25 protein-coding genes are annotated in these 24686 nt (G+C 48.7%); 13 read left to right on the forward strand and 12 right to left on the reverse strand.

Annotated features, from left to right (window positions below):
- Positions 1-17: 17 nt before the first annotated feature.
- Positions 18-458 carry a transcriptional regulator SlyA gene (gene slyA, locus OH773_RS09610; RefSeq protein ID WP_183269436.1) on the forward strand — a complete coding sequence of 147 codons (441 nt, stop codon included), beginning with the start codon at positions 18-20 and terminating at the stop codon, positions 456-458.
- 105 nt (positions 459-563) lie between these two features.
- Here slyA and slyB read toward each other — a convergent pair whose 3' ends face one another.
- Positions 564-1031 carry an outer membrane lipoprotein SlyB gene (gene slyB / locus OH773_RS09615; RefSeq protein WP_270145170.1) on the reverse strand — a complete coding sequence of 156 codons (468 nt, stop codon included), beginning with the start codon at positions 1029-1031 and terminating at the stop codon, positions 564-566.
- Between the two features lie 284 nt (positions 1032-1315).
- Here slyB and anmK point away from each other — a divergent pair, with 284 nt between their 5' ends.
- From anmK to pdxY, 5 genes are all read left to right on the forward strand, one after another.
- Positions 1316-2440: an anhydro-N-acetylmuramic acid kinase gene (gene anmK / locus OH773_RS09620; RefSeq protein ID WP_270145172.1), complete on the forward strand. Its 1125-nt coding sequence runs from the start codon at positions 1316-1318 to the stop codon at positions 2438-2440.
- A 97-nt stretch (positions 2441-2537) separates the two neighbouring features.
- Positions 2538-2861, forward strand: a complete 324-nt coding sequence (gene mliC, locus OH773_RS09625) for a C-type lysozyme inhibitor (RefSeq protein WP_270145175.1) — start codon at positions 2538-2540, stop codon at positions 2859-2861.
- 57 nt (positions 2862-2918) lie between these two features.
- Positions 2919-3575 carry a pyridoxamine 5'-phosphate oxidase gene (pdxH, locus tag OH773_RS09630; protein ID WP_270145178.1) on the forward strand — a complete coding sequence of 219 codons (657 nt, stop codon included), beginning with the start codon at positions 2919-2921 and terminating at the stop codon, positions 3573-3575.
- A gap of 142 nt (positions 3576-3717) precedes the next feature.
- Positions 3718-4992, forward strand: a complete 1275-nt coding sequence (gene tyrS / locus OH773_RS09635) for a tyrosine--tRNA ligase (RefSeq protein ID WP_270145180.1) — start codon at positions 3718-3720, stop codon at positions 4990-4992.
- Between the two features lie 98 nt (positions 4993-5090).
- Complete coding sequence (gene pdxY, locus OH773_RS09640; RefSeq protein ID WP_270145182.1) at positions 5091-5951, forward strand: pyridoxal kinase PdxY; 861 nt, start codon at positions 5091-5093, stop codon at positions 5949-5951.
- Positions 5952-5995: 44 nt separating this feature from the next.
- On the opposite strand, the gene gstA is transcribed toward pdxY, so the two are convergent.
- The 3 genes from gstA to OH773_RS09655 form a co-directional block, all read right to left on the reverse strand.
- Positions 5996-6598, reverse strand: coding sequence for a glutathione transferase GstA (gene gstA, locus OH773_RS09645; protein ID WP_270145184.1), 603 nt, complete (start codon positions 6596-6598; stop codon positions 5996-5998).
- A gap of 85 nt (positions 6599-6683) precedes the next feature.
- Positions 6684-7331 (reverse strand): helix-turn-helix domain-containing protein, encoded by a 648-nt coding sequence (locus OH773_RS09650; RefSeq protein WP_270145186.1) that lies wholly within the window; start codon positions 7329-7331, stop codon positions 6684-6686.
- A gap of 82 nt (positions 7332-7413) precedes the next feature.
- Positions 7414-8079 carry a winged helix-turn-helix transcriptional regulator gene (locus tag OH773_RS09655; protein ID WP_270145188.1) on the reverse strand — a complete coding sequence of 222 codons (666 nt, stop codon included), beginning with the start codon at positions 8077-8079 and terminating at the stop codon, positions 7414-7416.
- Between the two features lie 393 nt (positions 8080-8472).
- Between OH773_RS09655 and OH773_RS09660 the strand changes: the two genes are divergently transcribed.
- From OH773_RS09660 to OH773_RS09690, 7 genes are all read left to right on the forward strand, one after another.
- A complete protein-coding gene (locus OH773_RS09660; protein WP_270145190.1) occupies positions 8473-9000 on the forward strand; it encodes a fimbrial protein in 528 nt (175 codons plus the stop codon).
- Positions 9001-9064: 64 nt separating this feature from the next.
- Positions 9065-9742 (forward strand): fimbrial biogenesis chaperone, encoded by a 678-nt coding sequence (locus OH773_RS09665; protein WP_270145192.1) that lies wholly within the window; start codon positions 9065-9067, stop codon positions 9740-9742.
- Between the two features lie 88 nt (positions 9743-9830).
- Positions 9831-12407, forward strand: a complete 2577-nt coding sequence (locus OH773_RS09670; protein WP_442865664.1) for a fimbria/pilus outer membrane usher protein — start codon at positions 9831-9833, stop codon at positions 12405-12407.
- 8 nt (positions 12408-12415) lie between these two features.
- A complete protein-coding gene (locus OH773_RS09675; RefSeq protein ID WP_270145194.1) occupies positions 12416-13432 on the forward strand; it encodes a fimbrial protein in 1017 nt (338 codons plus the stop codon).
- 15 nt (positions 13433-13447) lie between these two features.
- Positions 13448-13999 (forward strand): fimbrial protein, encoded by a 552-nt coding sequence (locus OH773_RS09680; RefSeq protein WP_270145196.1) that lies wholly within the window; start codon positions 13448-13450, stop codon positions 13997-13999.
- A gap of 289 nt (positions 14000-14288) precedes the next feature.
- Positions 14289-14897, forward strand: coding sequence for a helix-turn-helix transcriptional regulator (locus OH773_RS09685; protein WP_270145198.1), 609 nt, complete (start codon positions 14289-14291; stop codon positions 14895-14897).
- A 19-nt stretch (positions 14898-14916) separates the two neighbouring features.
- On the forward strand, positions 14917-16353 hold the full coding sequence (locus OH773_RS09690) for a capsule assembly Wzi family protein (RefSeq protein WP_270145200.1): 1437 nt from the start codon (positions 14917-14919) through the stop codon (positions 16351-16353).
- A gap of 83 nt (positions 16354-16436) precedes the next feature.
- Here the strand turns inward: OH773_RS09690 and dtpA are convergent, their stop codons facing one another.
- From dtpA to rsxA, 8 genes are all read right to left on the reverse strand, one after another.
- Positions 16437-17942, reverse strand: a complete 1506-nt coding sequence (gene dtpA / locus OH773_RS09695; RefSeq protein WP_270145203.1) for a dipeptide/tripeptide permease DtpA — start codon at positions 17940-17942, stop codon at positions 16437-16439.
- Between the two features lie 613 nt (positions 17943-18555).
- Positions 18556-19191, reverse strand: a complete 636-nt coding sequence (gene nth, locus OH773_RS09700; protein ID WP_270145205.1) for an endonuclease III — start codon at positions 19189-19191, stop codon at positions 18556-18558.
- Complete coding sequence (locus tag OH773_RS09705) at positions 19191-19877, reverse strand: electron transport complex subunit E (protein WP_270145208.1); 687 nt, start codon at positions 19875-19877, stop codon at positions 19191-19193. The genes nth and OH773_RS09705 overlap by 1 nt, the downstream gene beginning before the upstream one ends.
- Positions 19874-20500, reverse strand: coding sequence for an electron transport complex subunit RsxG (gene rsxG, locus OH773_RS09710; RefSeq protein ID WP_270145210.1), 627 nt, complete (start codon positions 20498-20500; stop codon positions 19874-19876). The genes OH773_RS09705 and rsxG overlap by 4 nt, the downstream gene beginning before the upstream one ends.
- Before the next feature lie 9 nt (positions 20501-20509).
- Positions 20510-21559, reverse strand: a complete 1050-nt coding sequence (rsxD, locus tag OH773_RS09715) for an electron transport complex subunit RsxD (RefSeq protein WP_270145212.1) — start codon at positions 21557-21559, stop codon at positions 20510-20512.
- Positions 21560-23527 carry an electron transport complex subunit RsxC gene (gene rsxC / locus OH773_RS09720; protein ID WP_270145214.1) on the reverse strand — a complete coding sequence of 656 codons (1968 nt, stop codon included), beginning with the start codon at positions 23525-23527 and terminating at the stop codon, positions 21560-21562. It lies immediately after the preceding gene.
- Positions 23520-24098, reverse strand: a complete 579-nt coding sequence (rsxB, locus tag OH773_RS09725; RefSeq protein ID WP_270145216.1) for an electron transport complex subunit RsxB — start codon at positions 24096-24098, stop codon at positions 23520-23522. Before rsxB ends, rsxC begins: the two co-directional genes overlap by 8 nt.
- Positions 24098-24679, reverse strand: coding sequence for an electron transport complex subunit RsxA (rsxA, locus tag OH773_RS09730; RefSeq protein WP_183269421.1), 582 nt, complete (start codon positions 24677-24679; stop codon positions 24098-24100). Before rsxA ends, rsxB begins: the two co-directional genes overlap by 1 nt.
- Positions 24680-24686: the final 7 nt, after the last annotated feature.

Genomic DNA, 24686 nt, shown 5'->3' on the forward strand with positions numbered 1-24686 from the left:
AAGCTAATTATAAGGAGATGAAATTGGAATCGCCACTAGGATCGGATCTGGCACGGTTGGTGCGCATTTGGCGTGCTCTGATTGACCATCGCCTGAAACCTCTGGAGTTGACACAGACGCATTGGGTAACGCTGCACAATATTCACCAGTTACCGCCCGAGCAGTCACAGATTCAGTTGGCCAAAGCGATTGGTATTGAGCAACCATCACTGGTTAGAACGCTCGACCAACTGGAAGAGAAAGGGCTTATTTCACGTCAAACTTGTGCGAATGACCGAAGGGCGAAACGCATAAAGCTTACTGAACGTGCTGAGCCAATTATTAATGAGATGGAAACGGTTATTAAAAAAACGCGTAATGAGATTTTGTTGGGGATCAGTTCTGAAGAACAAGAACTATTACTTGACCTGATTAATCGCCTGGAGCAAAACATCGTTCATCTACAGACAAAAGAGTAATGCCTTTCAGTAAGCCTCATCATTCGGTGAGGCTTTCTATTTTGCAACAATCGATACTGCAGAAATAACGAGGGGCAACCTGCAAGCAAGCCACCCCTGGCATTATTAATTTGGTGATACAGTCGTTTGGCTGCCGTTGCTGGCGATGCGTACACGTTGGCCCGCTACGAATTGGGTCTTGCCTTGTTTCTGCACGACCAGAATAGTGTTGCCATCATCTTTGCGAATTTCTAGCTCAACACCGTCGGTTTTGTTCAGTGCACCCTGAACGCTCTGGCCCGCAACCCCACCTGCTACTGCACCAGCAGCAGTTGCCAGTGAACGACCGGTACCCCCGCCAACAGTGTTACCCAGGAAACCACCCAGAACAGCACCACCAATCGCGCCCATCACATTTGAATCATCGCCTGCCTGGATTTGAACCGGACGGGTGGATACCAACGTGCCGTAGGTTACGCTTTGAACTTGTTTGGCTTCTGAGGCGCTATAAACATCACCTGAAAGCGTGCTGGTGTTAGTACAACCAGCCAAAGTTAAACCCACTAACGAGACTGCCAGTATACGTGAAATCATTTATGACTCTCCTGATCATCTAGAAACGCCCAACCGAGCATCCATCGTGTCTAAATTATATGGTATTTAGGTGCTGAATTTAATATTAGTTCAGCCGCATTATGGCATTGATACTAAAAAAGCCTGCATTAACCAGGCTTAAACCAGTTGCAATTAGGGCATTACACCACTTTCACTATCATTTTGTGACGCAATGTTATTAAAAATATTAATTAATCACCGCATTGAATGTTAGTTTATGAAGGAATTAATCCCACTATTTGGCGAGTCTCCAGGAGTAACAGATGAAATCAGGGCGTTATATCGGTGTGATGTCAGGTACCAGCCTGGACGGTATTGATGTCGTTCTGGCAGCGATCGATGAACATCTTGTTGCCCAGCAGGCCAGTTACAGCCATCCGATTCCGTTGGATATCAAAAAAGCCATTTTGGCTATCTGCCAGGGCCAACAATTAACCCTTTCTCAACTTGGACAGCTTGATAATCGGCTGGGTAAATTATTCGCTGAGGCGGTACAAACCCTGATGACAGAGCAAGGGCTGACGTATACGGATATCACCGCTATTGGCTGCCATGGGCAAACGGTGTGGCATGAGCCACAAGGTGAAGCGCCTCATACCATGCAAATTGGTGACAATAATCAGATTGTTGCCCGTACGGGCGTCACTGTTGTGGGGGACTTCCGTCGCCGTGATATGGCGCTTGGGGGACAGGGGGCACCACTCGTGCCTGCTTTCCATCAGGCTTTACTTGGGCATCCCACCGAGCATCGTATGGTGCTCAACATCGGCGGTATCGCCAATCTCTCGCTGCTCATTCCCGAACAACCGGTGCGCGGCTTCGACACTGGGCCGGGAAATATGCTGATTGATGCCTGGATATGGCGTCAGCGTGGAAAAGCCTACGATAAAGACGCGGAATGGGCGATCAGCGGTAAGGTGATTCTCCCGCTGTTGCAGCAAATGCTAAGCGATCCTTACTTTGCGATGCCCGCGCCAAAAAGTACCGGGCGCGAGTATTTCAATTATGGCTGGCTCGAGCGTCAACTTGCGGCATTCCCTGGGATTGCTGCAGAAGATGTTCAGGCAACACTCACCGAACTGACTGCGGTAACGATTTCAGAGCAAGTCTTGTTGAGCGGCGGTTGTGAGCGCCTGATGGTGTGTGGCGGGGGCAGTCGTAACCCTTTATTGATGGCCCGTTTGGCTGGGCTCCTGACTGGAATCGAAGTCACCACCACTGACGACGCGGGAATCAGTGGTGATGATATGGAAGCGTTAGCTTTCGCCTGGCTTGCCTTCCGCACGTTATCTGGGTTACCGGGTAATCTGCCTTCGGTAACGGGGGCGTCGGCCGCCAGTGTGATAGGTGCAATTTTTCCTGCAAATCCGCTGCATAATCAGAGTTAACTGAAATAATCTTCAGCACTAAATCTCTAAACTGAAGTTAATGGGGGAGGTTATGCTCCCCCTTTATAAGAAATAATAAGAACTTCAGGACATGCAGATGAAAAAACTACTTATTGCCACCATCCCCTTCATGCTTGCCGGATGTAGCTACTACAACACTTTTGTAGAACGTATGCAGACGGATACGCTGCAATACCAATGTGATGAAAAACCCCTGACGGTTAAACAAAACAACCAAAAAAGTATGGTGAGCTTTGTTTACGACAACGAATACTTATCACTGACACAGGGCTTATCCGCATCGGGCGCCCGTTATACTGATGGGGTTTACGTGTTCTGGTCGAAGGGGGATACCGCTACGGTGTATCGTAAAGACAGTGTTGTACTGAATAATTGCCAGCTACAAAATCCAAAACGTTGAGATTTCTTAGGGTGGAGCGCACAATAGCTCCACCTTACGATAGCCTGACGTAACGCCATGTCTGATAACGATTCTCTGCAACAAATTGCACATCTGCGCCGCGAATACACTAAAGGTGGCTTGCGCCGTAATGATCTGACTGAAGAACCCTTAGCACTGTTTGAGCGCTGGTTAGCTCAAGCCTGCGATGCAAAACTTGCTGATCCTACCGCCATGGTAGTGGCCACAGTTGATGAAAACGGCCAGCCGTATCAGCGTATTGTTTTGCTCAAACACTTTGATGAGCGCGGGCTGGTGTTTTATACCAACCTCGGTTCACGCAAGGCCCATCATCTGGAAAATAACCCGCGTATCAGCTTGCATTTCCCCTGGCATATGCTCGACCGTCAGGTGATGGTGCAGGGCACTGCGGAGCGCTTATCCACACTCGAAGTGATGAAGTATTTCCACAGCCGGCCGCGTGACAGCCAGATCGGTGCCTGGGTTTCCAAACAATCCAGCCGAATTTCCGCTCGCGGTATTCTTGAAAGCAAATTCCTCGAACTGAAACAGAAATTCAAGCAGGGCGAAATTCCATTACCCAGTTTCTGGGGTGGGTATCGTGTAACAATTGAACAAATGGAATTCTGGCAGGGTGGAGAACATCGTCTACACGATCGTTTTTTATACCAGCGTGAAGGCAGTGCCTGGAAAATAGACCGTCTGGCTCCATAACATAGGCAAATTGTTGTTTTAAGCGCTGGCACTCCGGTTGTTGGCGCTTTATTCTATGTCCCCTAAGAAATTACTTCCTTTCGTCAACTGGCGAAAAGCCGTGTACCGGCCAAGGTGCAGTCGTATATAGATGGAGAATTTGATGGCAAGCATCAATTTGATAAAACAATTGCAAGAGCGGGGATTAGTCGCCCAGGTAACGGATGAAGAAGCGTTAGCACAGCGACTGGCGCAAGGGCCAATTGCTCTGTATTGCGGCTTTGATCCTACCGCTGACAGCTTGCATTTGGGCCATCTGGTTCCACTGCTGTGCCTGAAACGCTTCCAGGAAGCAGGTCACAAACCGGTTGCGCTGGTAGGCGGAGCAACAGGTCTGATTGGCGACCCGAGTTTTAAAGCATCAGAGCGCAAACTCAATACCGAAGATACCGTGCAGGAGTGGGTTGAAAAAATCCGCCGCCAGGTTGCGCCTTTCCTTGATTTCGACTGTGGCGAAAACTCAGCCATTGCGGCCAACAACTACGACTGGTTTGGCGGTATGAACGTGCTGACCTTCCTGCGTGATATTGGCAAACACTTCTCTGTTAATCAGATGATTAACAAGGAAGCGGTGAAACAGCGTCTGAACCGTGATGATGTCGGTATCTCCTTTACTGAGTTCTCCTACAACCTGCTGCAGGGTTATGACTTCGCGTGTCTGAACAAGCTGCATGGCGTGGTTCTGCAAATTGGGGGTTCTGACCAGTGGGGTAACATCACCTCCGGTATCGATTTGACTCGTCGTCTGCATCAGCAACAAGCTTTTGGTCTGACGGTTCCGTTGATCACCAAATCCGATGGCACCAAGTTTGGTAAAACTGAAGGTGGTGCGGTGTGGCTGGATCCTAAGAAAACCAGTCCATATAAATTCTACCAATTCTGGATTAACACGGCTGATTCCGATGTCTATCGTTTCCTGAAGTTCTTCACCTTCATGAGCCTCGACGAAATCAACGCGCTGGAAGAAGAAGACAAGAACAGCGGTACGGCTCCACGTGCGCAATATGTGCTGGCAGAGCAAGTGACTCGTCTGGTTCACGGTGAAGAAGGTCTGGAAGCGGCGAAGCGTATCACCAGCAGCCTGTTCAATGGCAACCTGAGCGATTTGACCGAAGCTGACCTTGAGCAACTGGCACAAGACGGCGTACCGATGGTGGAAATGGATCGCGGCGCTGACCTGCAGCAGGCTTTGGTTGATTCCGAACTGCAACCGTCACGCGGCCAGGCACGTAAAACCATCGCGCAAAACGCCATCACCATTAACGGCGAGAAGCAGTCTGACCCGGAATATACCTTTGTTGATAGCGATATTCTTTTCAATCGCTACACCTTGCTGCGCCGGGGCAAGAAAAATTACTGCCTCGTTTGCTGGAAGTAATTAAGAATGAACAGAAGGGCGTGGGAAACCACGCCCTTTATTTTTACCAACCGTTGTCTTCACAACCACTATAAGAATCGGTGTCTCCGAGTAGAGAAATGAAAAACATTCTTGCCATCCAATCCCATGTAGTTTTCGGTCATGCAGGTAACAGCGCCGCAGAATTCCCGATGCGACGTCTTGGTGCGAACGTATGGCCTTTAAACACAGTACAGTTCTCCAACCATACCCAATACGGAAAATGGACAGGCAGCGTAATGCCAGCCAGTCACCTCAGCGAGATTGTGCAGGGGATTGCAGATATTGGGCAATTAGAGCGTTGTGACGCAGTTCTGAGTGGTTATCTTGGCTCAGCGGAACAGGGCGAACACATTCTTTCTATTGTGCGTAAAGTTAAAGAAGCGAATCCCGGCGCGAAGTATTTCTGTGACCCGGTCATGGGGCATCCTGAAAAGGGCTGTATCGTCGCCCCCGGTGTTGCTGAATTCCATACGCGTTACGCACTGCCAGCCAGTGACATTATCGCGCCAAACTTGATTGAACTTGAAATCCTGTGCGGTCATGCGGTTAACACGGTAGAAGAAGCCGTGCATGCCGCGAGAGAGTTGATTAACCTGGGCCCGGAAATTGTGCTGGTGAAACACCTGGCGCGCGCCGCTTATCAGCATGATCGCTTTGAAATGCTGTTGGTGACGGCCGATGAAGCCTGGCATATCCATCGTCCATTGGTCGATTTTGGTGAGCGCCAGCCAGTCGGCGTGGGTGATGTGACGAGTGGGCTGCTGCTGGTCAATCTTTTGCATGGTGCCACGCTACGCGAAGCCTTAGAGCATGTTACCGCAGCGGTTTACGACATCATGGTCGTGACCAAGAAAATGGAAGAATACGAGCTACAACTGGTCGCAGCGCAGGAAGGTATTGCGCACCCAGAGCATTACTTCACTGCGGTGAAACTGTAAAACAAAATGCCCTCAGATGAGGGCATTCTTAACGGCTTACCTGCTTAGATCCCTTCAGCTGTTAATGCAGCCGCCACGGCCGGACGCGCTTTCATTCGTTCCATAAACGCATCGATATTACTTAGTCCTTCCATGTTCAGTTTCACCGCATCCGCCCAGCGCAACACGGTAAACAGATAGGCATCTGCCACACTAAAACGCAGCCCCATCAGCCACTGTTTATCATTGAGCTCTTCGTTGACGTATCTGAATTTCTTCTCCAGTGCCGCACGAGTGATGAGTTTGAACTCTTCCGGCGTGGCCGGATTGAACAGCGGTGAGAAACCTTTATGTAACTCGGTGGCAATATAGTTAAGCCATTCCAGCGTGTGGTAGCGCGTCATGCTCCCGGCAGGTGCAAGCAATTGGCGGTCAGGGACTTTATCTGCCAGATACTGCACAATCGCCACGCCTTCAGTCAGCAATGAACCATCATCAAGCAGCAGCGCGGGAACTTGCCCTTTAGCGTTAACTTCAAGGTAGTCATCACCCGTTTCGGTCTTTTTCGACGCTAAATCAACTTTAACCAGAGAGAAATCAACACCGGATTCACGCAGGACAATATGAGGGGAGAGGGAACAGGCACCAGCTTTATAATACAGTTTCATTACTGAACTCCTATGGGGCGCTAAGATACCCTATGGTAGTTCGCATCCGGTTAAAAAAAAAGGGCATCCTGGCTCACTGTGAACTCTAATATCTTGCGGGCAATGAATTTAGTTTTGTCAAAAAACCGTCTTTCGTCTCGATATAGCCGCCTTGTTTGAGCTGTGCGAGGATCTTCATCACCGAACTACGCGATAGCCGTGTTCTTTGCAAAACGTACTGAATAATCGACGTAGTTTCCCGAATGTTTTCTTCTTCTTGCATAAGAGAAATGAGCTGGAAACGAACGACCTGGTAGGCGGTGGGGGCGGTCATGATGACATTATGTTTAAAAAGGTTGGCTGACACTTTTGCAATGTGTCCTGCCAGTGCCTCCCATGCGTTGGTGTCGTTGATCAATTTCCGTGCGTCATCGGTGGTCAAGATTGCAATTTCACACTCGCTGAGTGTTTCGAGGAATAACCCCACTGATGAAGGCAACAAATTCGACACCCCAGTAATGTTGGGAACGAGCAAGTATGTAATGACAATTTCATCCGTATCCCGTCGAACCATCACGCTGCCGGAGCGAATGATGTAACACATATGCACACCATCAACAGAGTAGTAAAGCCGTTGCAAGGCAGGTACTTTTTCAAACGTGACAAGCGGGCTGAGCATGTCAACAAGATCCAATGTCGCTTGCGATTGGATTACCAATTTTTCGTCTTGTTCCGGCTCAGAGGGTTTCATCATGAATTCAACTTTTGGTCTCAGATACTCAGATAACGTTAGTATAATTTATAACATGAGTTCCATGTCTTGCCGCAAGGTGTGGTTAATATCTCAGCGGGATGTTATTGATGGCGAGCAATAAGCCTCGCTCGGTAATGATATATCCCCCTGTTTTAAGCTGGGCCAGAATTTTCATCACGCTACTTCGCGACAGAAACGTGCGGCTTTGTATGTAGTTTGAAATGGTGATTTTGCTTCTGATTTCCTCGGTTTCTCCCATTAATTCATACAGTTGATAGCGAATGATGTCGTAGGATGACAGGGCTGAAATTTTCGTGCAATGATCGTAAACCCGGGTCACGGTATAAACGAGGAGCTGGGATAAACTGCGCCATAAGTTCTGCTCAGCAATAATCTTATTCGCCTGTTCCAGCGACAGACTGCTTATCCTTGATTCGTCATGTGTGCGGAAATAAAGATACTCAGAGTGGGTATGTTGCGTGCTCATACCAAATAAAAATGGGGCTGATTCCGTATTCAGTACCATGCCATCTACACTGCGATATAGCGAAACGCTGCCCGAATGAAGAATAAAACACATACGTTCTGTGCTGTCTGCGTAGTTAATTATTTGTTTTGGTTTTGTTTCAATTGTGTTGGCGATGGGCGTGAGCCAGGCAATGAGTTGCTCAATTTCGTGAACCGGTTTTTGGTTTCGGATATTTAAATCGTCAGTAAAAAATGGCCTTTGGTGTTCAAATACAGTCATTTGTAACTCACTCTCATTGGATAGGATAATTCTTAGAGGTGTAATAAGTGGCGGTATTATGAGTAAGGCATTTTATTAAGTGAATAAATGTTGCGGTGTAAAATTACACCGAGAAAAACCTTGTGGTCATTGTGCTATTTAATGAAAATATAAACAGACAGGAGTGTATGATTGGTTAAGTCATTGCTGAAAGAATAAATCAAGGCCACTTGATGGAAGATAAGTAAGTAAATATAAGTCTACAACAATCCATTTATTTCACGAAATAAATGCACTCCTGTGCTCCGTATGATGATACAAGGATATTTTTGGTAAGTTCCATCTGATTATAGTTTATTGGATGGGGCGTATTTTAATTTATCAAATCCAATTAAAATATTAAGGAATAGAATTATGAAAAAGAATTTAATCGCTGCGATTATTGCTGGTGCGACTGTCCTCTCTATGGGTTCTGCATTAGCTGTCGGTGGCCAGGTTAATTTCCAGGGTGAAATCATTGATGCGGGTTGTGACATTGTTAATACCCCATCTAACCCACTGACAGTGACTCTCGGTCAGGTAGCAAAATCTGAATTCAGTGGTACAGGTTCTACTGCTGCTGCGACCAAATTCGTTCTGAAGTTAGTTAACTGCCCGGCAACGGTCAGCAATGCAATGGTTAAATTTGACGGCACCAACGTTACTGGTGACACCCGTGTTCTGGCTTTGACTCCACAGTCTGGCGTTGCAACCGGCGTGGGTATTCAGCTTTCTGATAATGACAATACTGTGCTGCCATTGTTCACCGCGTCTAAAGCATACCCATTATCCAGCACTGCTGATAACAACCTGGAATTTGTTGCTCGTTATATTGCGACTGCGGCAACTGTAACTGCTGGCCCTGCAAACTCTACAGCTAATTTCTCTGTAACTTACAACTAATTTCATCTGATGGCTGGTGACAACTTAGTGTTGCCGGCCATTTTTATTTTTCAGGAGTCGATTGATGAAAATATTCTCTGGCACTTTGCTGGTGGTATTACTGATGGGCGCAAACATGGCGCAAGCGGGTGTCATTATTGGTGGCACGCGCATGATTTATGACGGTGGCAAGAAGGAGTCTTCACTGAGCGTCAACAACCCGGATAAACAGCCTTTTCTCATCCAGAGTTGGGTAGAGGCTGCCAGTGGTGGCGCTGAGAAAGCCCCTTTCATGGTGACGCCACCGCTGTTTCGTTTAGATGGCGAGCAAAATAACGTGCTGCGCGTTGTACAAGTCGGCGGTGCAATGCCAATGGATAAAGAATCACTTTACTGGATGAATATTAAAGCGATTCCAGCCGCAGATAAAAACTCTGGACAAAATACATTACAAATTGCGGTGAAAACACGCATCAAGTTGATTTACCGCCCTCAGGGATTGAAAGGTGTACCTGAAGAACAGACGGATAAATTGACCTGGCATCGATTGGGTAAAACCGTCCAGGTGACCAATCCAACCCCGTTTTATATGAACTTTATGGAAGTGAAAGTGGGAGGGAAAGCCTTGAGCGATGTGACCTATGTAGCACCTGGAAGTACCGCCAGTTTTGATATCCCTGCCGGAGTTTCCGCAAATCGTGTGACCTGGAAAATCATCAGCGATTATGGAGCCATCGGCGTGGAACATAATAGCCCACTGTAATAATTGTCACTCCAATTCATAGCACTGCCAATATAAATATTTTTTACAGACGGAGAGTACCTCCTGACTGTAAGCCAGGAGTTGATAGATGAATAGCAAAAATAATATAAACAGGGATATTAATAAGTACCTCGTCACCCGTTTGGCCTATTTTATCGGTAGCCAGCTTATTATTATGAGCAGTCTATTTTCAGAAGCAAATGCACGGGATTATTTTAACCCGGCGTTACTGGAGCTTGGCAATGAAAGTCAGGGCGTAACCGATGTCTCGGTCTTTGAAGATGGCGCAGGCCAACTTCCGGGAGTATATCGGGTCGATATCTATCTGAATAATGAACTGCAAGATACGCGTGACGTTAAATTTATTATCGTTAAAGATAATGAAGGGCAGGAAACGCTCCAACCTTGTTTGAGTGTGGCACAGCTCAATGAGATGGGTGTTAAAACAGCACTGTATCCGGAAACAGGTGACCTGAGTACCGCCTGTGCAAATATTAATGCTATTGCGCAGGCAAAGGCTGAATTTCGTTTTAATTCTCAGCAGTTGCTATTGAGCGTTCCGCAGATAGCGATTTCAAAGAAAGCGCGTGACTATATTCCCGAAACGCAATGGGACAGCGGTATTCCGGCAGTGTTGCTCAATTACAACCTGAGCGGCGCCAATAATTACGCACGTAGCGGGAATGCGGGAAACAGCAGCAGCCAGTACGCCAATCTTCGACCTGGTATCAACTATGGCGCGTGGCGACTTCGTAATTACACTACCTGGAATCGTAGCAGCGAAGGTGAAGGAAAATGGGACACCGTTTATACCTACGCCCAGCGCAACATTGTGGCACTGAAAAGTCAGCTAACACTGGGTGATAGCACTTCCCCAAGTGACGTTTTTGATAGCGTTCCTTTCCGAGGGGCGCAACTGGCTTCCGATGACGATATGTTGCCAGACAGCATCAAAGGTTATGCGCCCGTTGTGCGGGGCATCGCCCGTACCAACGCACAGGTAATTATCCGCCAGAATGGCTACATCATTTACCAAAGCAGTGTGGCTCCAGGCGCTTTTGAAATCACGGATATGTATCCAACAGGTGGCTCCGGCGATCTCTATGTCACCATAAAAGAGGCGGATGGCAGTGAGCAAATCCTCGTTGTGCCTTTTGCTTCATTGCCTGTTTTGCAACGCGAAGGCCGCCTCAAGTACAGCCTGACGAGTGGCCAATATCGCTCTTACGACGGCAGCGTAGACCGCACGCCGTTTACACAGGGAACGGCCATTTATGGACTGCCGAAAGGTTTTACTGGGTACGGTGGTGGGCAATTTTCCAGCCACTATCAATCGCTTGCGTTTGGGCTTGGGAAAAACCTGGGAGAGCTTGGTGCGGTATCAACGGATATCACGCAAGCCTGGTCAACATCGCAGAACCAAACTAAAGATGATGGGCAATCGTGGCGTGTTCGTTACAGCAAAAATATTGTCGAGACGGGAACCAACTTTGCCATCGCGGGTTATCGCTACTCGACCAATGGTTTTTATACCCTTCAGGAAGTGATGGATACATATCGTGATAACAGCGACAGGCAACGGCTTGAACGCCGTCGCAATCGCAGTGAACTGACGGTAAGCCAGAACCTTTGGCAGGATGCTGGTTCGTTATCATTGAGTTGGGTCAGCGAAGATTACTGGAACTCTAACCGCACGATGCGCTCGATGGGGGTGGGGTATAACAATAGTTGGCGCAGCATCAGCTATGGCCTGAACTACAGCTACAACGAAAATGCTCAGGCCAATAACAGCAATGGTCAAGGGCGCGTTTACGAGCGGGATCAGATCTTCAGCCTGAATATCAGTGTGCCACTAGACAGCTTCCTGGCTAACAGCTACGCGAACTATAACCTCAGTACCAGTAAACACGGCAGCACCACTAACAGTGTGGGGCTCAGTGGTACGGCACTTGCGGATAATAATCTGAGCTGGAGCGTGCAACAAGGCTATACCAGCCAGGGCACGGGCAACACGGGGTACATGAACACGGATTATCGTGGCACTTATGGTGAGGTCAGCGCGGGTTATGGCTACGATCAGAACAGCCAGCGTCTGAACTATGGGTTACAAGGCGGCATTGTCGGCCATGAGGACGGAGTGACCTTTGGCCAACCGATGGGTGAAACCATCGTGTTGGTGAAAGCGCAAGGTGCCAGCGGGGTGGGGGTCAATAACCAGACGGGAGTCAAAACGGACTGGCGTGGCTACGCCATCATGCCTTATGCAAGTCCTTACCGTAAGGTTAACGTGCGCCTCAATAGTGACACTCTGCCCGATGATGTTGACCTGACGCTGACGGATCAGAATGTCGTTCCAACACGTGGTGCTGTAGTGCGGGCGAACTTTAATGCCAATGTCGGTTTGCGTGCATTAATGACGTTGCTGACAGCTAATGGAACTCCGGTTCCCTTTGGGGCAATGGTTACCGACCCTACCCGGAAAACCTCTCAGGGCTTTATCGTGGGTGATGCAGGTCAGGTTTATCTGACCGGTATGGCAGACCGCGGCGTTCTGGATGTGAAGTGGGGCAGTGAAACAAGCCAGCAATGCCGGGTGGTTTATACCCTGACAAAACAGACAACAAACTTAACGGGTGTACAGACCGTTCATGGCCAATGTAAGTGAGAGATATCATGGGTAGAGTTAATATTCTCGCCAGAATAGCGGTGATATGCGGTTTGTTGCTGAGCTTTTGTTTTATTTCTTTGCCAGCAAGTGCTGCCAATTTTGGCTGCATATCTTCACCTGATATTCCTGGCGTGGCGAACTTAAGTTCTGTTGCCGTCGATTCAACATTACCGGTAGGGTCAACCATTCCCGGTTCTGAAAGAACATTTTCATTCTCAGGTAATTGCGCCGCTATCTCTGCAGTGCCGCAAGGTAGTGCCATTATTACCTGTTATTATGGCTTAGGCACGGAGATCTCTGGAATGCCGGGTGTCTATAATACCGGAGTGACGGGTGTCGGTATCACCATTATTAATTCATCCGGACAACGTGTTATTGGTGCTGGAGCCGGTTGTGATACCAGAAATACTCCTCTGGGCTATATTTCAAATACGAGTGCGAAAACGTTTTCGGTCAGTATGACTCTGGCATTAGTCAAAACCAGCATGACAATAGGCTCAGGGTCATTAAGCCGTGCGCAGTCTATATTCGGCATTGGTATGTACAATACAGGTTATGGCCTTGGCTCAAATGCTGACAGCTCAGTTTCATACAGTGGTAATGTTTTTTATCGTGCGGTTTCATGTTCTGTTGATGCAATAATTCCTGTGCCGTTAAATGATGTTCTGGTTTCTAATTTCAGTGGAACAGGGACTACGGCGGGAGACAAAAACTTCAACGTGCCTGTTCTTTGTAATGCACCAGTAAATGTCAGTATGAACATGACATCAGCGGGATACATTTCCAAACCCAACGCCGTACTTGCATTAACACCTGGTGGGAATAATGCAACAGGTATTGGTATTCAACTGCTCTTTAATGGCAATCCTGTTACCTTCGATAATTACTTCCCTGTAGGTAATATTATCAATGCGGGTGATACGCTTAATGTTCCTTTTGTTGCAAGATACTACCAGTCAGGAAGTTCAATTACGCCTGGGACAGCAAATGCTACCGCAACAGTGACAATGGCCTATCAATAGCGCTGTATATAAATCATGGCTGAGGAAGTTGAAGTGATTAAATATAATTTATTATTAAGAGCAGCTGTGATATTTGCTTTTATGGGTGGCGAGGTTATGGCTGCCGATATTGTAAATATTAATATTACCGGGCGAGTGCTTGCAGCTCCCTGTGTCGTGGACGCAGGTTCGGTGAGCCAGAACGTCGACTTTGGGCAATTAATTGCGACAGACCTTAGAGCAGCGGGTTCATCATCTGAATGGAAGCCGTTTAAGGTCACGCTGGTGAATTGTCCGGTGTCTACAGTTGCTGCGATTGCTACGTTTACCGGCACGCCATTTGCCACTGATGCCACACTCTATAGCAATGCAACCTCTCCAACAGATGCATCTAATGTGGCCATTCAGGTTGTCGACGATAGCAACCGCAGCATTGTGAAAGGAAACGGAACGAGTATGACGACCAGCATCAACCCGGCTTCACACCAGGCAGTTTTTGCGCTTGCTGGGCGTGTTATAAGCCCAAATGGAAATGCGGGCTCAGGAAGAATTAATAGTGTTGTCATGATGACGTTCACCTATCAATAAATGAATATGTTCAGGTTCGTTATTGCTTCAAGTCGATAGTTTAAATAAATGGAGTCATGTTTCCTTTACGCCATGGAGTTATGTTATGCATAATTTTTATTATTACCTTCAGTGTATTATTAAATTAATTATCGTATTGACTTTAGTGGGCTGTATTGTTTGGGGGATTCTTCCCGAAGCTGAAGGTTTCCTGTTGTGATCGTAAAGCGTATTTATTGAGTTAAGGAGTATCATTATCAATATTATTATTGAAAGTGCGGATAAATTATATGCACAAGGTATGGAGTTGATGCTTCGTGAACTGTTGCAAAGAAGTTATCGCCAGCGATTATCGTTTAGTAGGAAAATTGAAACAGGAAAGGTAGCAAAAGCAGATATCATCATTAAGCATTTTTCCGTAGGTGAAGGTTACATTTGTAATCAGTTGCTAAAAGAGCGCAGTGAAAGTAGTTTAATGATAGGTGTTTACGATGGCGATAAAATCCCTTGCCATGCTGAATTGCCGTTATGTTTTAAAAACATCACTTTTATTAATCGCAAAGCATCATTACATAGCATCAAAGGGGTTATTGAAAAATATCTTGATGAAAAATGCACGGGGAAATCAACGTCACAACAACATGACTGCCATTATTGCCGGCACCGCACGCTGTCACCCCAACAAGCAATAATCGCTGCGCATTATTATAGTGGGAAAAGTGCAGAACAAATTGGACAGGTTCTTCATATCAATATCAAAACGGTGAGTACGCATAAAAGGATGATTATGATGAAATTTAATCTGAGTACCGATTACGAGCTATTATCATTTCTGCATTTATTAAGAAACCAACCTATGGTCTCAAATATATTTTGCGAAAATGTTGACCACATTGCGAAGGTATCGCTTCAGGAATAGCGTATTTGACAAGGAACGCATGATGATATATTGGACGTATCTCCTTGGACGAAATTTGTTATATGCAACACTCATCGTTACAGCACAGGTTGGTGCAGCAGGACTTGTGCAACCCGACGCTCAACTGCGAAGCGATCTCGCCTGGTTAACCGATCGTGGCGTGATTAACCTCAGCCTGAGCACCTGGCCTTTGAGCCAGAATGAAATTGAGCGCTCAATCGCGGCGCAAAAAGCTAAAAATGATGACGCCAGCCGCCGGGTTATTTCACGAGTTGAGCAGCGACTGGCCGAACTTAAATCTGCTGTCCGGCTTAACGGTTGGTCACAATCATCCCGATCTTCGTTACCCTCCATTTTTTCTTCTCTCCAGCAAAGCGCTCACGGAGTGGGGGCAACTCTTTCCAGCAGTGGCGAAGTTTGGGATATCAGCTTTCATAGCCAGCTTGAAAGCCATCAGTACATTGAGGATACCTCCCGCGCAAATCTCAATAATGCTTATGCAGGCGTTCAGTTTTTTAATCAGTGGCTAGCTTTTGGTGAACTGGCTCAGTGGTGGGGGCCGGGCAATGAAGGAAGCACCATTCGCTCAGATGCTGCACGTCCGGTGGTGGGCTTTATGTTGCAACGTGCCGAACAATCGCCGTTTGAAACACCCTGGCTTTCGTGGATGGGGAGCTGGCAATATCAGCTTTCAGCAGGGCAGTTACGCCAGTACCAGCGGCCGGAAGAACCCAAATTAATCGGCGGTCGCTTCACGCTAAATCCAGCTAACTCGGTTGAGCTGGGGGCATCGCGTATTATGTTATGGGGTGGAAAAGGGAGGCCGCAAACGGTTCACTCTTTTGGCGATGCCCTCATCGGTCGCGATAACACAGGCAGTCAGGACCGTGACCCTGGGGACCAACTGGGCGGCGTCGATTTCCGAATAAAGCTATCTTCCCTGGTCAATCTTCCGTTGAGTCTTTACGGGCAGATGGCGGGGGAGGATCAGGCTGGAATTTTACCCTCGCATAATCTCTTTCTCGTCGGCCTGGAAGGACACACTGCCTGGAAGAATACGCAAATAAACGGGTATCTGGAAGGCGCGGATACCCGTTCGGGAATGAATAAAACCGGGATCATTTATTACCACTATTGTTATCAACAGGGCTATTACCAGCAGGGATACCCGTTAGGAGATGCAATGGGTGGGGACGGCAGGCGGTATTCCGGAAAAATAGAGTGGGTACTGGAAAACCAGCAGCGTCTGAGCACTCGCCTGGTATGGATGAAGGTCAACCCAACTTCGCAAACGATAAACCATGCCTATCCCAATGCGGACACTATTAAAGGCACTGAACTGGCCTGGAGTGTGCCACTGGGCAAAGCGACAATTAGCGCGGGGCTTTGGTACGCACAGCGTGATACAGGGCATACCAAAGGTGTCTCCACTTCATTCGAATTACCTCTGTTCTGACTTTTCTCTGAGCCCCCGAAATTTACCCAAAAAAAAGCCGTTAGCTTTCGCTAACGGCTTAAAATTTTATGTTTCCCGCTACATTACGCGGTCGCTGTTTCCTTCGCGGCTTCAGCTTTTTCGTCACTCTGTGCCATACGGCTCAGTTTCGGTGCAGTGATCATCATCAGAACCGCGATGACTGCGGTGGCAATACCAATCTGCATGAACACACGACCGTAAACTTCCAGAGAAACCAGCGGATCTGTAACGTTTTCAGGTACAGCCATCAGGTTAGCCACTTTACCTGCAATGATTGCAGCACCCGCGGTAGTCAGGAACCAGCTACCCATGATGAAGCCCATCAGACGCTGTGGAACCAATTGTGCCACCATCGCCAGACCCAGACCGGAAATCATCAGCTCACCGATACTCTGCAGCGCATAGCTCAGGATCAGCCAGCTTACAGATACGATACCGGCATCAGAGGCGAATTTAGCGCCCAGTGGCAGCACCAGGAAGGCCAGAGAACACAGAACCATACCGAAGGCGAACTTGTGCGGCATCGGCATACGGTCGCCCATCTTGTTATAGATTGCAGCCAGAATCGGGCTACCAATCATAATCCAGAATGGGTTCAGTGCCTGGAACTGCTCAGGTTCGAACATGACACCCAGGATAGAGTGCTCAACGTTACGAATCGCAAAGAAGTTCAGAGAGGTTGGCATTTGGCTATACAGCACGAAGAACACAATTGCCTGCACCATCAGGATGAACGCAACAATCATCTTACGACGAGCAGCGCCCTGCATGGCGAAAGCTTCTTTAGCAAAGATAATCACGATGCCCAGAGCGACTACGCCCAGAACCATACGTGCAATACCCTGGTTGTGCAGCAGCCAGGTGGCCGCAGTAACCAGCACCAGAACACCCACAATAGTGGTTGCCAGTTTACCTAAGTGCACAGGCTGGAAGTCAGGTTTGGAACCGTGGTTCTTGACCCACTTCTTGCAGAACATGAAGTTTACGAGGGTGATAAGCATACCCACGAAGCTCAGAGAGAACGCAACGCTCCAGCCATACTTCGCAGCAAGCCATGGTGTGGCAAGCATTGAGAAGAATGAACCGATGTTGATGGACATGTAGTACATGGTAAATGCACCGTCCAAACGTGGATCATCCTTTTCATAGCAAGTAGAAAGCAGGGAGGACGGGTTAGCCTTAAACAGACCGTTACCCACAGCGATAGTCGCCATACCCATATAGACGATAGCAACATCGTGACCGGAGTAAGCGACCAGCGCGTAACCGATAGCCAGTACGATGGTACCGAGCACAATGACACGCTTGGTGCCGAGAACTTTATCACCTAACCAACCACCAATCGCAACCATCCCGTAGACCAGTGCGCTGAAGGAGGAGAACAGAGTAATGGAGTCAGCTTCGGACATCCCAAGCATTTTGACCAGATAAACGGCCATGATGCCCTGGAGGCCGTAGTAGCCAAAACGCTCCCATAATTCGATAGAAAAAATCAGGTAGAACGATTTAGGTTGCTTGAAAGCATTCAGACTAACGCTTTCTGCTGGTTTTTTGTTTGCAGTCGACACATATACCTCTTTTTTTACATCCCAATTTAACAGGAGTTTTTAAACGCTATGCCTGAAATGCACGCGCTTTTTTAGTTATAAGAAAGGGGAAACGGCGGGTAATGTTCACTATCCTGAGGCATCAGGCAAGAGGTTTGTAATAATATGTTACATTTATCTGTGGCGAAATAAAGCTCCGCAAAGCAAATTGTTATTCAGCGTTAAATTTTATCAAAATGCACTTTACCGATTTATTCTCTTAGAGAATGACAAAATAAACACAAATAAGTGATATATTCTGCTCTACAGCCAAATGAGTAGTGATATGGGCCAGATGTAAAGATTTGTGCAGGCTATTGTACTGCCTGGGTCGGGTTATCACTGTGTATTACGAGGTTATTTATTTCATTTTGATGACTAAAATTTAACATCAAGTTATCAAAGTGATCTATGTCACATAGTTATGGAAAATTCTTATCGTAAAAAAACGATTAACCGCTTCGAGTGATTACATCCAGCTGAAGTAAGCGAACCGGTAATAATATGCAGAACAAATCAATGGTTTTTCTGCTGTTAGCAGTGAGGAGAATGTCTGGGAGGGAAATCGCCCGCTTCCTAAGAAGCAGGCAACCGACTAGATATCAACTTTCTCTTTGAATTCGCAGAGATCTTCAATGATACATGAGCCACAGCGGGGCTTACGGGCGATGCAGGTGTAACGGCCATGGAGAATTAACCAATGGTGGCAATCCACTTTAAATTCTGCCGGAACGACCTTCAGTAGTTTTTCCTCAACTTGCTCAACATTTTTACCTGGAGCGAAGTTGGTGCGGTTACAGACGCGGAAAATGTGGGTATCGACGGCGATAGTGGGCCAACCAAACGCAGTATTGAGCACAACGTTTGCCGTTTTACGGCCCACACCCGGTAAGGCTTCCAGAGCGGCCCTGTCTTCCGGTACTTCACCGTTATGTTGCTCGAGCAATATCCGGCAGGTCTTGATGACGTTTTCGGCTTTACTGTTAAACAGGCCAATGGTTTTGATATACGACTTCACGCCATCCACACCCAAATTGAGCATGGCCTGAGGAGTGTTCGCCACAGGATAGAGCTTCGCCGTGGCTTTATTGACGCTGACATCCGTAGCTTGTGCTGACAGCAATACGGATATCAACAATTCAAACGGGGAGCTGAAATGTAACTCTGTGGTCGGGTGAGGGTTGTTATCACGCAGACGAGTGAGGATCTCTAACCGTTTGGCTTTATTCATTACGCTTTCTCTGGATTCCCTTCAGGTGCAGCAACTTTCGCTGCGCGGCGCGTTTTCATTTTTTCATCAATCAGATACTTCACTGCCAACATTAAACCCAGGCCGATGAATGCACCCGGTGGTAACATCGCGAGCAGGAAAGGCGTGTCAGTGTGGAAGACTTCAATACGCAGCACCTTAGCCCAGCTACCCAGTAGCGCATCGGCCCCATCAAACAACGTTCCGTTACCAATGATTTCACGCAGCGAACCTAAAACAAACATTGCGCTGGTTGCGCCCAGACCAATGGCTAAGCCATCGAGAGCAGCAAGCGGTACGCTGTTTTTAGCCGCAAACGCTTCGGCACGGCCAATAACGATACAGTTGGTCACAATCAATGGAATGAAAATCCCCAATGACTGGTACAAACCGTAGGCGTAAGCGTTGATCAACATCTGTACGATACTCACCACCGAAGCAATGATCATCACATAAATTGGAATACGAATTTCCGCTGGAGCCCATTGGCGTAGCGCGGAAATAGCGCTGTTGGTCAATACCAATACCAGCGTAGTCGCAAGGCCAAGGCCGAGTGCGTTGGTGGCCGTAGATGTCACCGCCAGCAGCGGGCACATACCCAATAGCTGAACCAGAGCTGAGTTATTTTTCCACAGCCCCTGAACGATAATATCTTTTACGTCGCTCATGGTTGTGCTCCACATGCAGGAAGGTTATCAATTTGCGAGGGCAATGTTTTAGCAAACAGCCCCGCGCGTTTTACCGCATTAACCACGGCACGAGGGGTAATCGTCGCGCCCGTGAACTGGTCAAACTGGCCACCATCTTTTTTAACCGCCCAGCTTGGGTCATCACTGCCCTGGATGGTTTTACCGGAAAAATAGGTAATCCAGTTACTCAGGCGTGTTTCGATTTTATCGCCAAGCCCTGGCGTTTCATGATGTTCCGTGACGCGCGAACCTAATACTTTGCCATTAAAATCAGCCGCGACCAGCAATTGAATCGCGCCAGAATAGCCATCTGGTGCAGTTGCTTCCATCACCACGGCAACGGGCTGTTCGCCAAGACGCGCCACATAAATATGGTGTGAGCCTGTTCCTAATGGCGAATGATTAACGACCAGGCAACTGGCTTGAATATCATTGTTGTAGCTATCAGCCGGAATAACCTGGTTAAACAACAGCTTTTGCTGCGCAACGGCCTGTTGTTCGATGGTGTCTTTGGTCAAGGCATTGACCACTGCCGTCAGACCCGTAGCCAGTACGGCAAACAGCGCCAACGTTACGCCATGTTTTTGCATTGTTTTCAGCATGACATTTCCTTAGCGGTGTCCATAAGCGCGAGGACGGGTGTAGTAATCAATCAACGGGACGGTAATATTTGCCAGCAATACGGCAAACGCAACGCCATCTGGATAACCGCCGTAGGTACGAATTAGCCACACTAAAACCCCCGCCAGGGCGCCAAAAATCAAACGTCCACGATTTGTTGTCGATGCGGTAACAGGGTCGGTAAGAATGAAAAATGCACCCAACATCGTTGCACCCGAGAACAGGTGAATAACCGGCGAGGCACATTTTTCAGGGGAAAACATCCAACCCAGCGTGGCGCATACCGCTAGCGTGACCAGGAAACTGACCGGAATATGCCAGCGAATCGCGCCTTTCATCAATAAGAAGACGCCACCCGCCAGAAATGCCAGGTTGACCCACTGCCAGCCGATCCCAGCCAGAGCGCCCGTATAAATAGGAGCCTGCATCAGGGATGTCGCGGAATGCCCGGCACGTAACCCGGTTTTAAAGGTATCAAGTGGTGTGGCCTGACTTATGCCATCAATGCCCATGCGCAGTTGCGACATGCTGTCACCCGCAGCAGTGGCACCCGAAAAAATCACATGTAACGAATCGGCAAAACCAGGCACCGTGGCGGCAAGCGACTGTGGTGGGAGCCACGATGTCATTTGTACCGGAAAGGCAATCAGCAACACCACGTAGCCGACCATTGCCGGGTTAAATGGGTTGTGGCCAAGCCCGCCATACAACTGTTTAGCGATAATCACCGCGAATACGGTACCGAGGATCACCATCCACCATGGGGCCAGCGGTGGAATACTCATGCCTAACAGCAGGCCGGTTAATGCAGCTGAATTGTCACTCAGAATTCTCAGCGGTTGCTTACGAAGTTTGATCACCAGCAGTTCTGCGGCGACGGCCGTCAGGACGCCTAATGCGATTTGCACCAGACTGCCCCAACCGAACCAGTACCAGAGCATTGCCATTCCCGGCACGCAGGCACAGGTTACCAGCAGCATAATACGTGAAGTGCTGCGTTGGTTATGGGTATAAGGGGAGCTTGCTATCTTGAAAACCATCTATTCCTCTGATGCCATTTGTTGCGCTGCTTTTCGTGCCTGGACTCGGGCGATAGCTGCGGCAACCGCGGCTTTACGCGGATCTTGTTCTTCTGCGGTTTCTTCTACAGATTCCTCAGTAGCCTTAGCCGCTTTACGTGCTTTAGCGCGGGCAATAGCTGCTTCAACTGCCGCTTTGCGTGGGTCAACGGGTTCAACGTTTGCCACTTCAGCGTTTTTCGCAATAAGTGCAGATTCACCGGCTTGCGCGGCTTTACGTGCTTTAGCGCGGGCAATAGCTGCTTCGACTGCGGCTTTGCGTGGGTCGTTTGTCTGTGTATCTGCCACGTTAATTTGCGATTCTTTCTCTGCCTGACGAGCGCGAGCCTGCGCCTTGCGTGCTTCACGAGCAGCGATGACTTGTTGGTTATCAGGCAAACTTCCTGCCTGAATCACAATAGGCTCATGGCTTTGCGCTTGTTTGTTTTTCACGCGCGCAAGGGCTGCCTGAATGGCATCGTTATCTTGCGCGGTAGGCTGAACAGCGGCCTTTTTATGGCGCTCCAGTCGGGCGGCTTTTTCACGCTCAAGACGCGCCTGGCGAGCTTCAAAACGAACTTTCGCTTCCGCCGTACGTTTTGCTTCGAGCTCTAATTCGCGGATCTCCGCCTTTTCCTGACGGAAATATTGCACCAGGGGAATGTTGCTTGGGCAGACATACGCGCAAGCCCCGCACTCGATACAATCTTTGAGGTTATGCGCTTGTGCTTTATCGTGCTGCTGCCCGCGGCTAAACCAGTAAAGCTGCTGTGGCAGTAAATCGGCAGGGCAGGAATCGGCGCACGCGCTGCAACGAATACAGTTTTGTTCTTCTTGCTGTGCACCCATTTCGTTAGCCGACGGGGCCAGCAAACAGTTGGTGATTTTCACCACCGGTACATCCAGCCACGGCAGGCTAAAGCCCATTAGTGGGCCGCCCATAATCACTTGTTGATCATATCCTGGTCGGAAACCGGCGAAATCAAGCAGATGACGAACGGGGGTCCCCAGCCGCGCCCAGACATTCCCGGGCTGCTGAACAGCCTCGCCGGTTAACGTCACCACGCGTTCGGTTAAAGGTTCACCGTCGATAATGGCGCGTTTCACCGCGAAGGCAGTTCCGACGTTTTGCATTAACACGCCGATATCGGAAGAACGCCCACCCTGGGGAACCTGCTTACCCGTCAGAATTTGGGTCAGTTGTTTTGCGCCGCCGGACGGATATTTGGTCGGGATCACGCGCAGTTGAATGCCGTGGGTGTCGCATAGCACCGCACGCAGCATCGAAATTGCTTGCGGTTTGTTGTCTTCAATCCCGATTAATACGCGTTGGGGTTTCAGGATATGCGCGAGGATGCGCACACCTTCGACGATTTGCGCGGCACAATCCTGCATCAGACGATCGTCGGCAGTGATGTACGGTTCGCATTCAGCCGCATTGATAATCAGCGTATCAATTTTATCTCCGCCACCCTGCAATTTATTGCCAGTAGGGAAGCCTGCACCGCCCAAACCGGCGACGCCAAACTGGTGAATACGCTCAATCAGCTCTTCACGGCTGCGGGAGAGATAGTCTTGCCAGCCATCGCGTTCAATCCACTTATCTTCGCCATCGGCTTCGATAATGACACTCAATTCAGCCAGCGCAGAAGGGTGAGCAGTGGAGTGGGGCGCAATGGCGGAAATGGTTCCTGATGTTGGGGCGTGAACCGGCAGCATGCGACCACGCCCGCGCGTCAAAGGTTGACCGCGCAGAACATAATCACCGGGTTTTACGCACAGCTCACCTTCAGCACCAATATGCTGCTTTAACGGAATAACCAGTTTTTGAGGTAAAGGAACCTGGCGTAACGGTGTGCCGTTTGACTGAGTTTTCATTTCTGGCGGATGAATGCCGCCATCAAAATCCCAGATTTTATCTTTGTTGAAACGGGTAAATAACTTAAACATGTTGCTCCACCGGAATCAGTCGAACAGGGATGGTTTGCAGATCCCACTTCCAGCTTTCTGTGGTGGTTTCGACCTGGCGCAACTCAATACAGCGCGTTGGGCACGGGTCGACACATAAATTGCATCCGGTGCAAAGGTCACTAATAACGGTATGCATGGCACGGGTCGCGCCGACAATAGCGTCAACCGGGCAAGCCTGAATGCACTTTGTACAGCCGATACAGTTGGGCTCATCGATAACCGCCAGCATTCGTACCGGTTCCTGAGCCTGGCCATCGCCATCAATAGGCTGTGGGTCGACGTTCAGTAACGTGGCTATTTTTTGCATGACAGCTTCGCCACCAGGGGCGCACAGGTTGATATTTGCGCCCTGGTTTCCTACGGCTTCTGCGTAGGGGCGGCAACCTGGATAACCACACTGGCCGCACTGACTTTGCGGCAGCAACTCATCAATTTTGTCGACGATCGGGTCTTCTTCAACGAGAAAACGGCGTGAGGCGTAACCGAGTATCAGCCCAAATACCAGGCCTAAAAGACCCAATGCAAGCACAGCAATCCAGATAGTACTCATCAGAACTTAACCAATCCGCTAAAGCCCATAAAGGCCAAAGACATCAAGCCAGCAGTGATCAGCGCAATAGCGTTGCCGCGAAAAGGTGCGGGCACATCGGCGACGGCCATGCGTTCGCGAATGGCCGCAAATAGCACCATCACCAGCGAAAAACCTACCGCGGCTGAAAAGCCATAAAGTGCTGATTGCAGGAAGTTGTGGCCCAGATTGATGTTGAGCAGCGCAACACCCAGCACCGCACAGTTAGTGGTAATGAGTGGCAAAAAGATACCCAGCAGGCGATAGAGTGCCGGGCTGGTTTTGCGAACCACCATTTCGGTAAATTGCACGACGACGGCAATGACCAGAATAAAGGCCAGCGTGCGCAAATAGACTAAGTCGAGAGGAACAAGGATCAACTCATTGACCAGCCAGGCGCAAATAGAAGCCAGCGTCAGTACAAAAGTGGTCGCCAGCCCCATGCCGATGGCGGTCTCCAGTTTTTTGGAAACCCCCATAAACGGACACAGACCAAGAAACTTCACCAATACGAAGTTATTGACCAGCACCGTGCCAACAAAGAGCAGCAAATAATCTGTCATGAATAAG

The sequence above is a fragment of the Buttiauxella sp. WJP83 genome, from assembly GCF_027594725.1.
GTDB classification, from domain to species: Bacteria; Pseudomonadota; Gammaproteobacteria; order Enterobacterales; family Enterobacteriaceae; genus Buttiauxella; species Buttiauxella selenatireducens.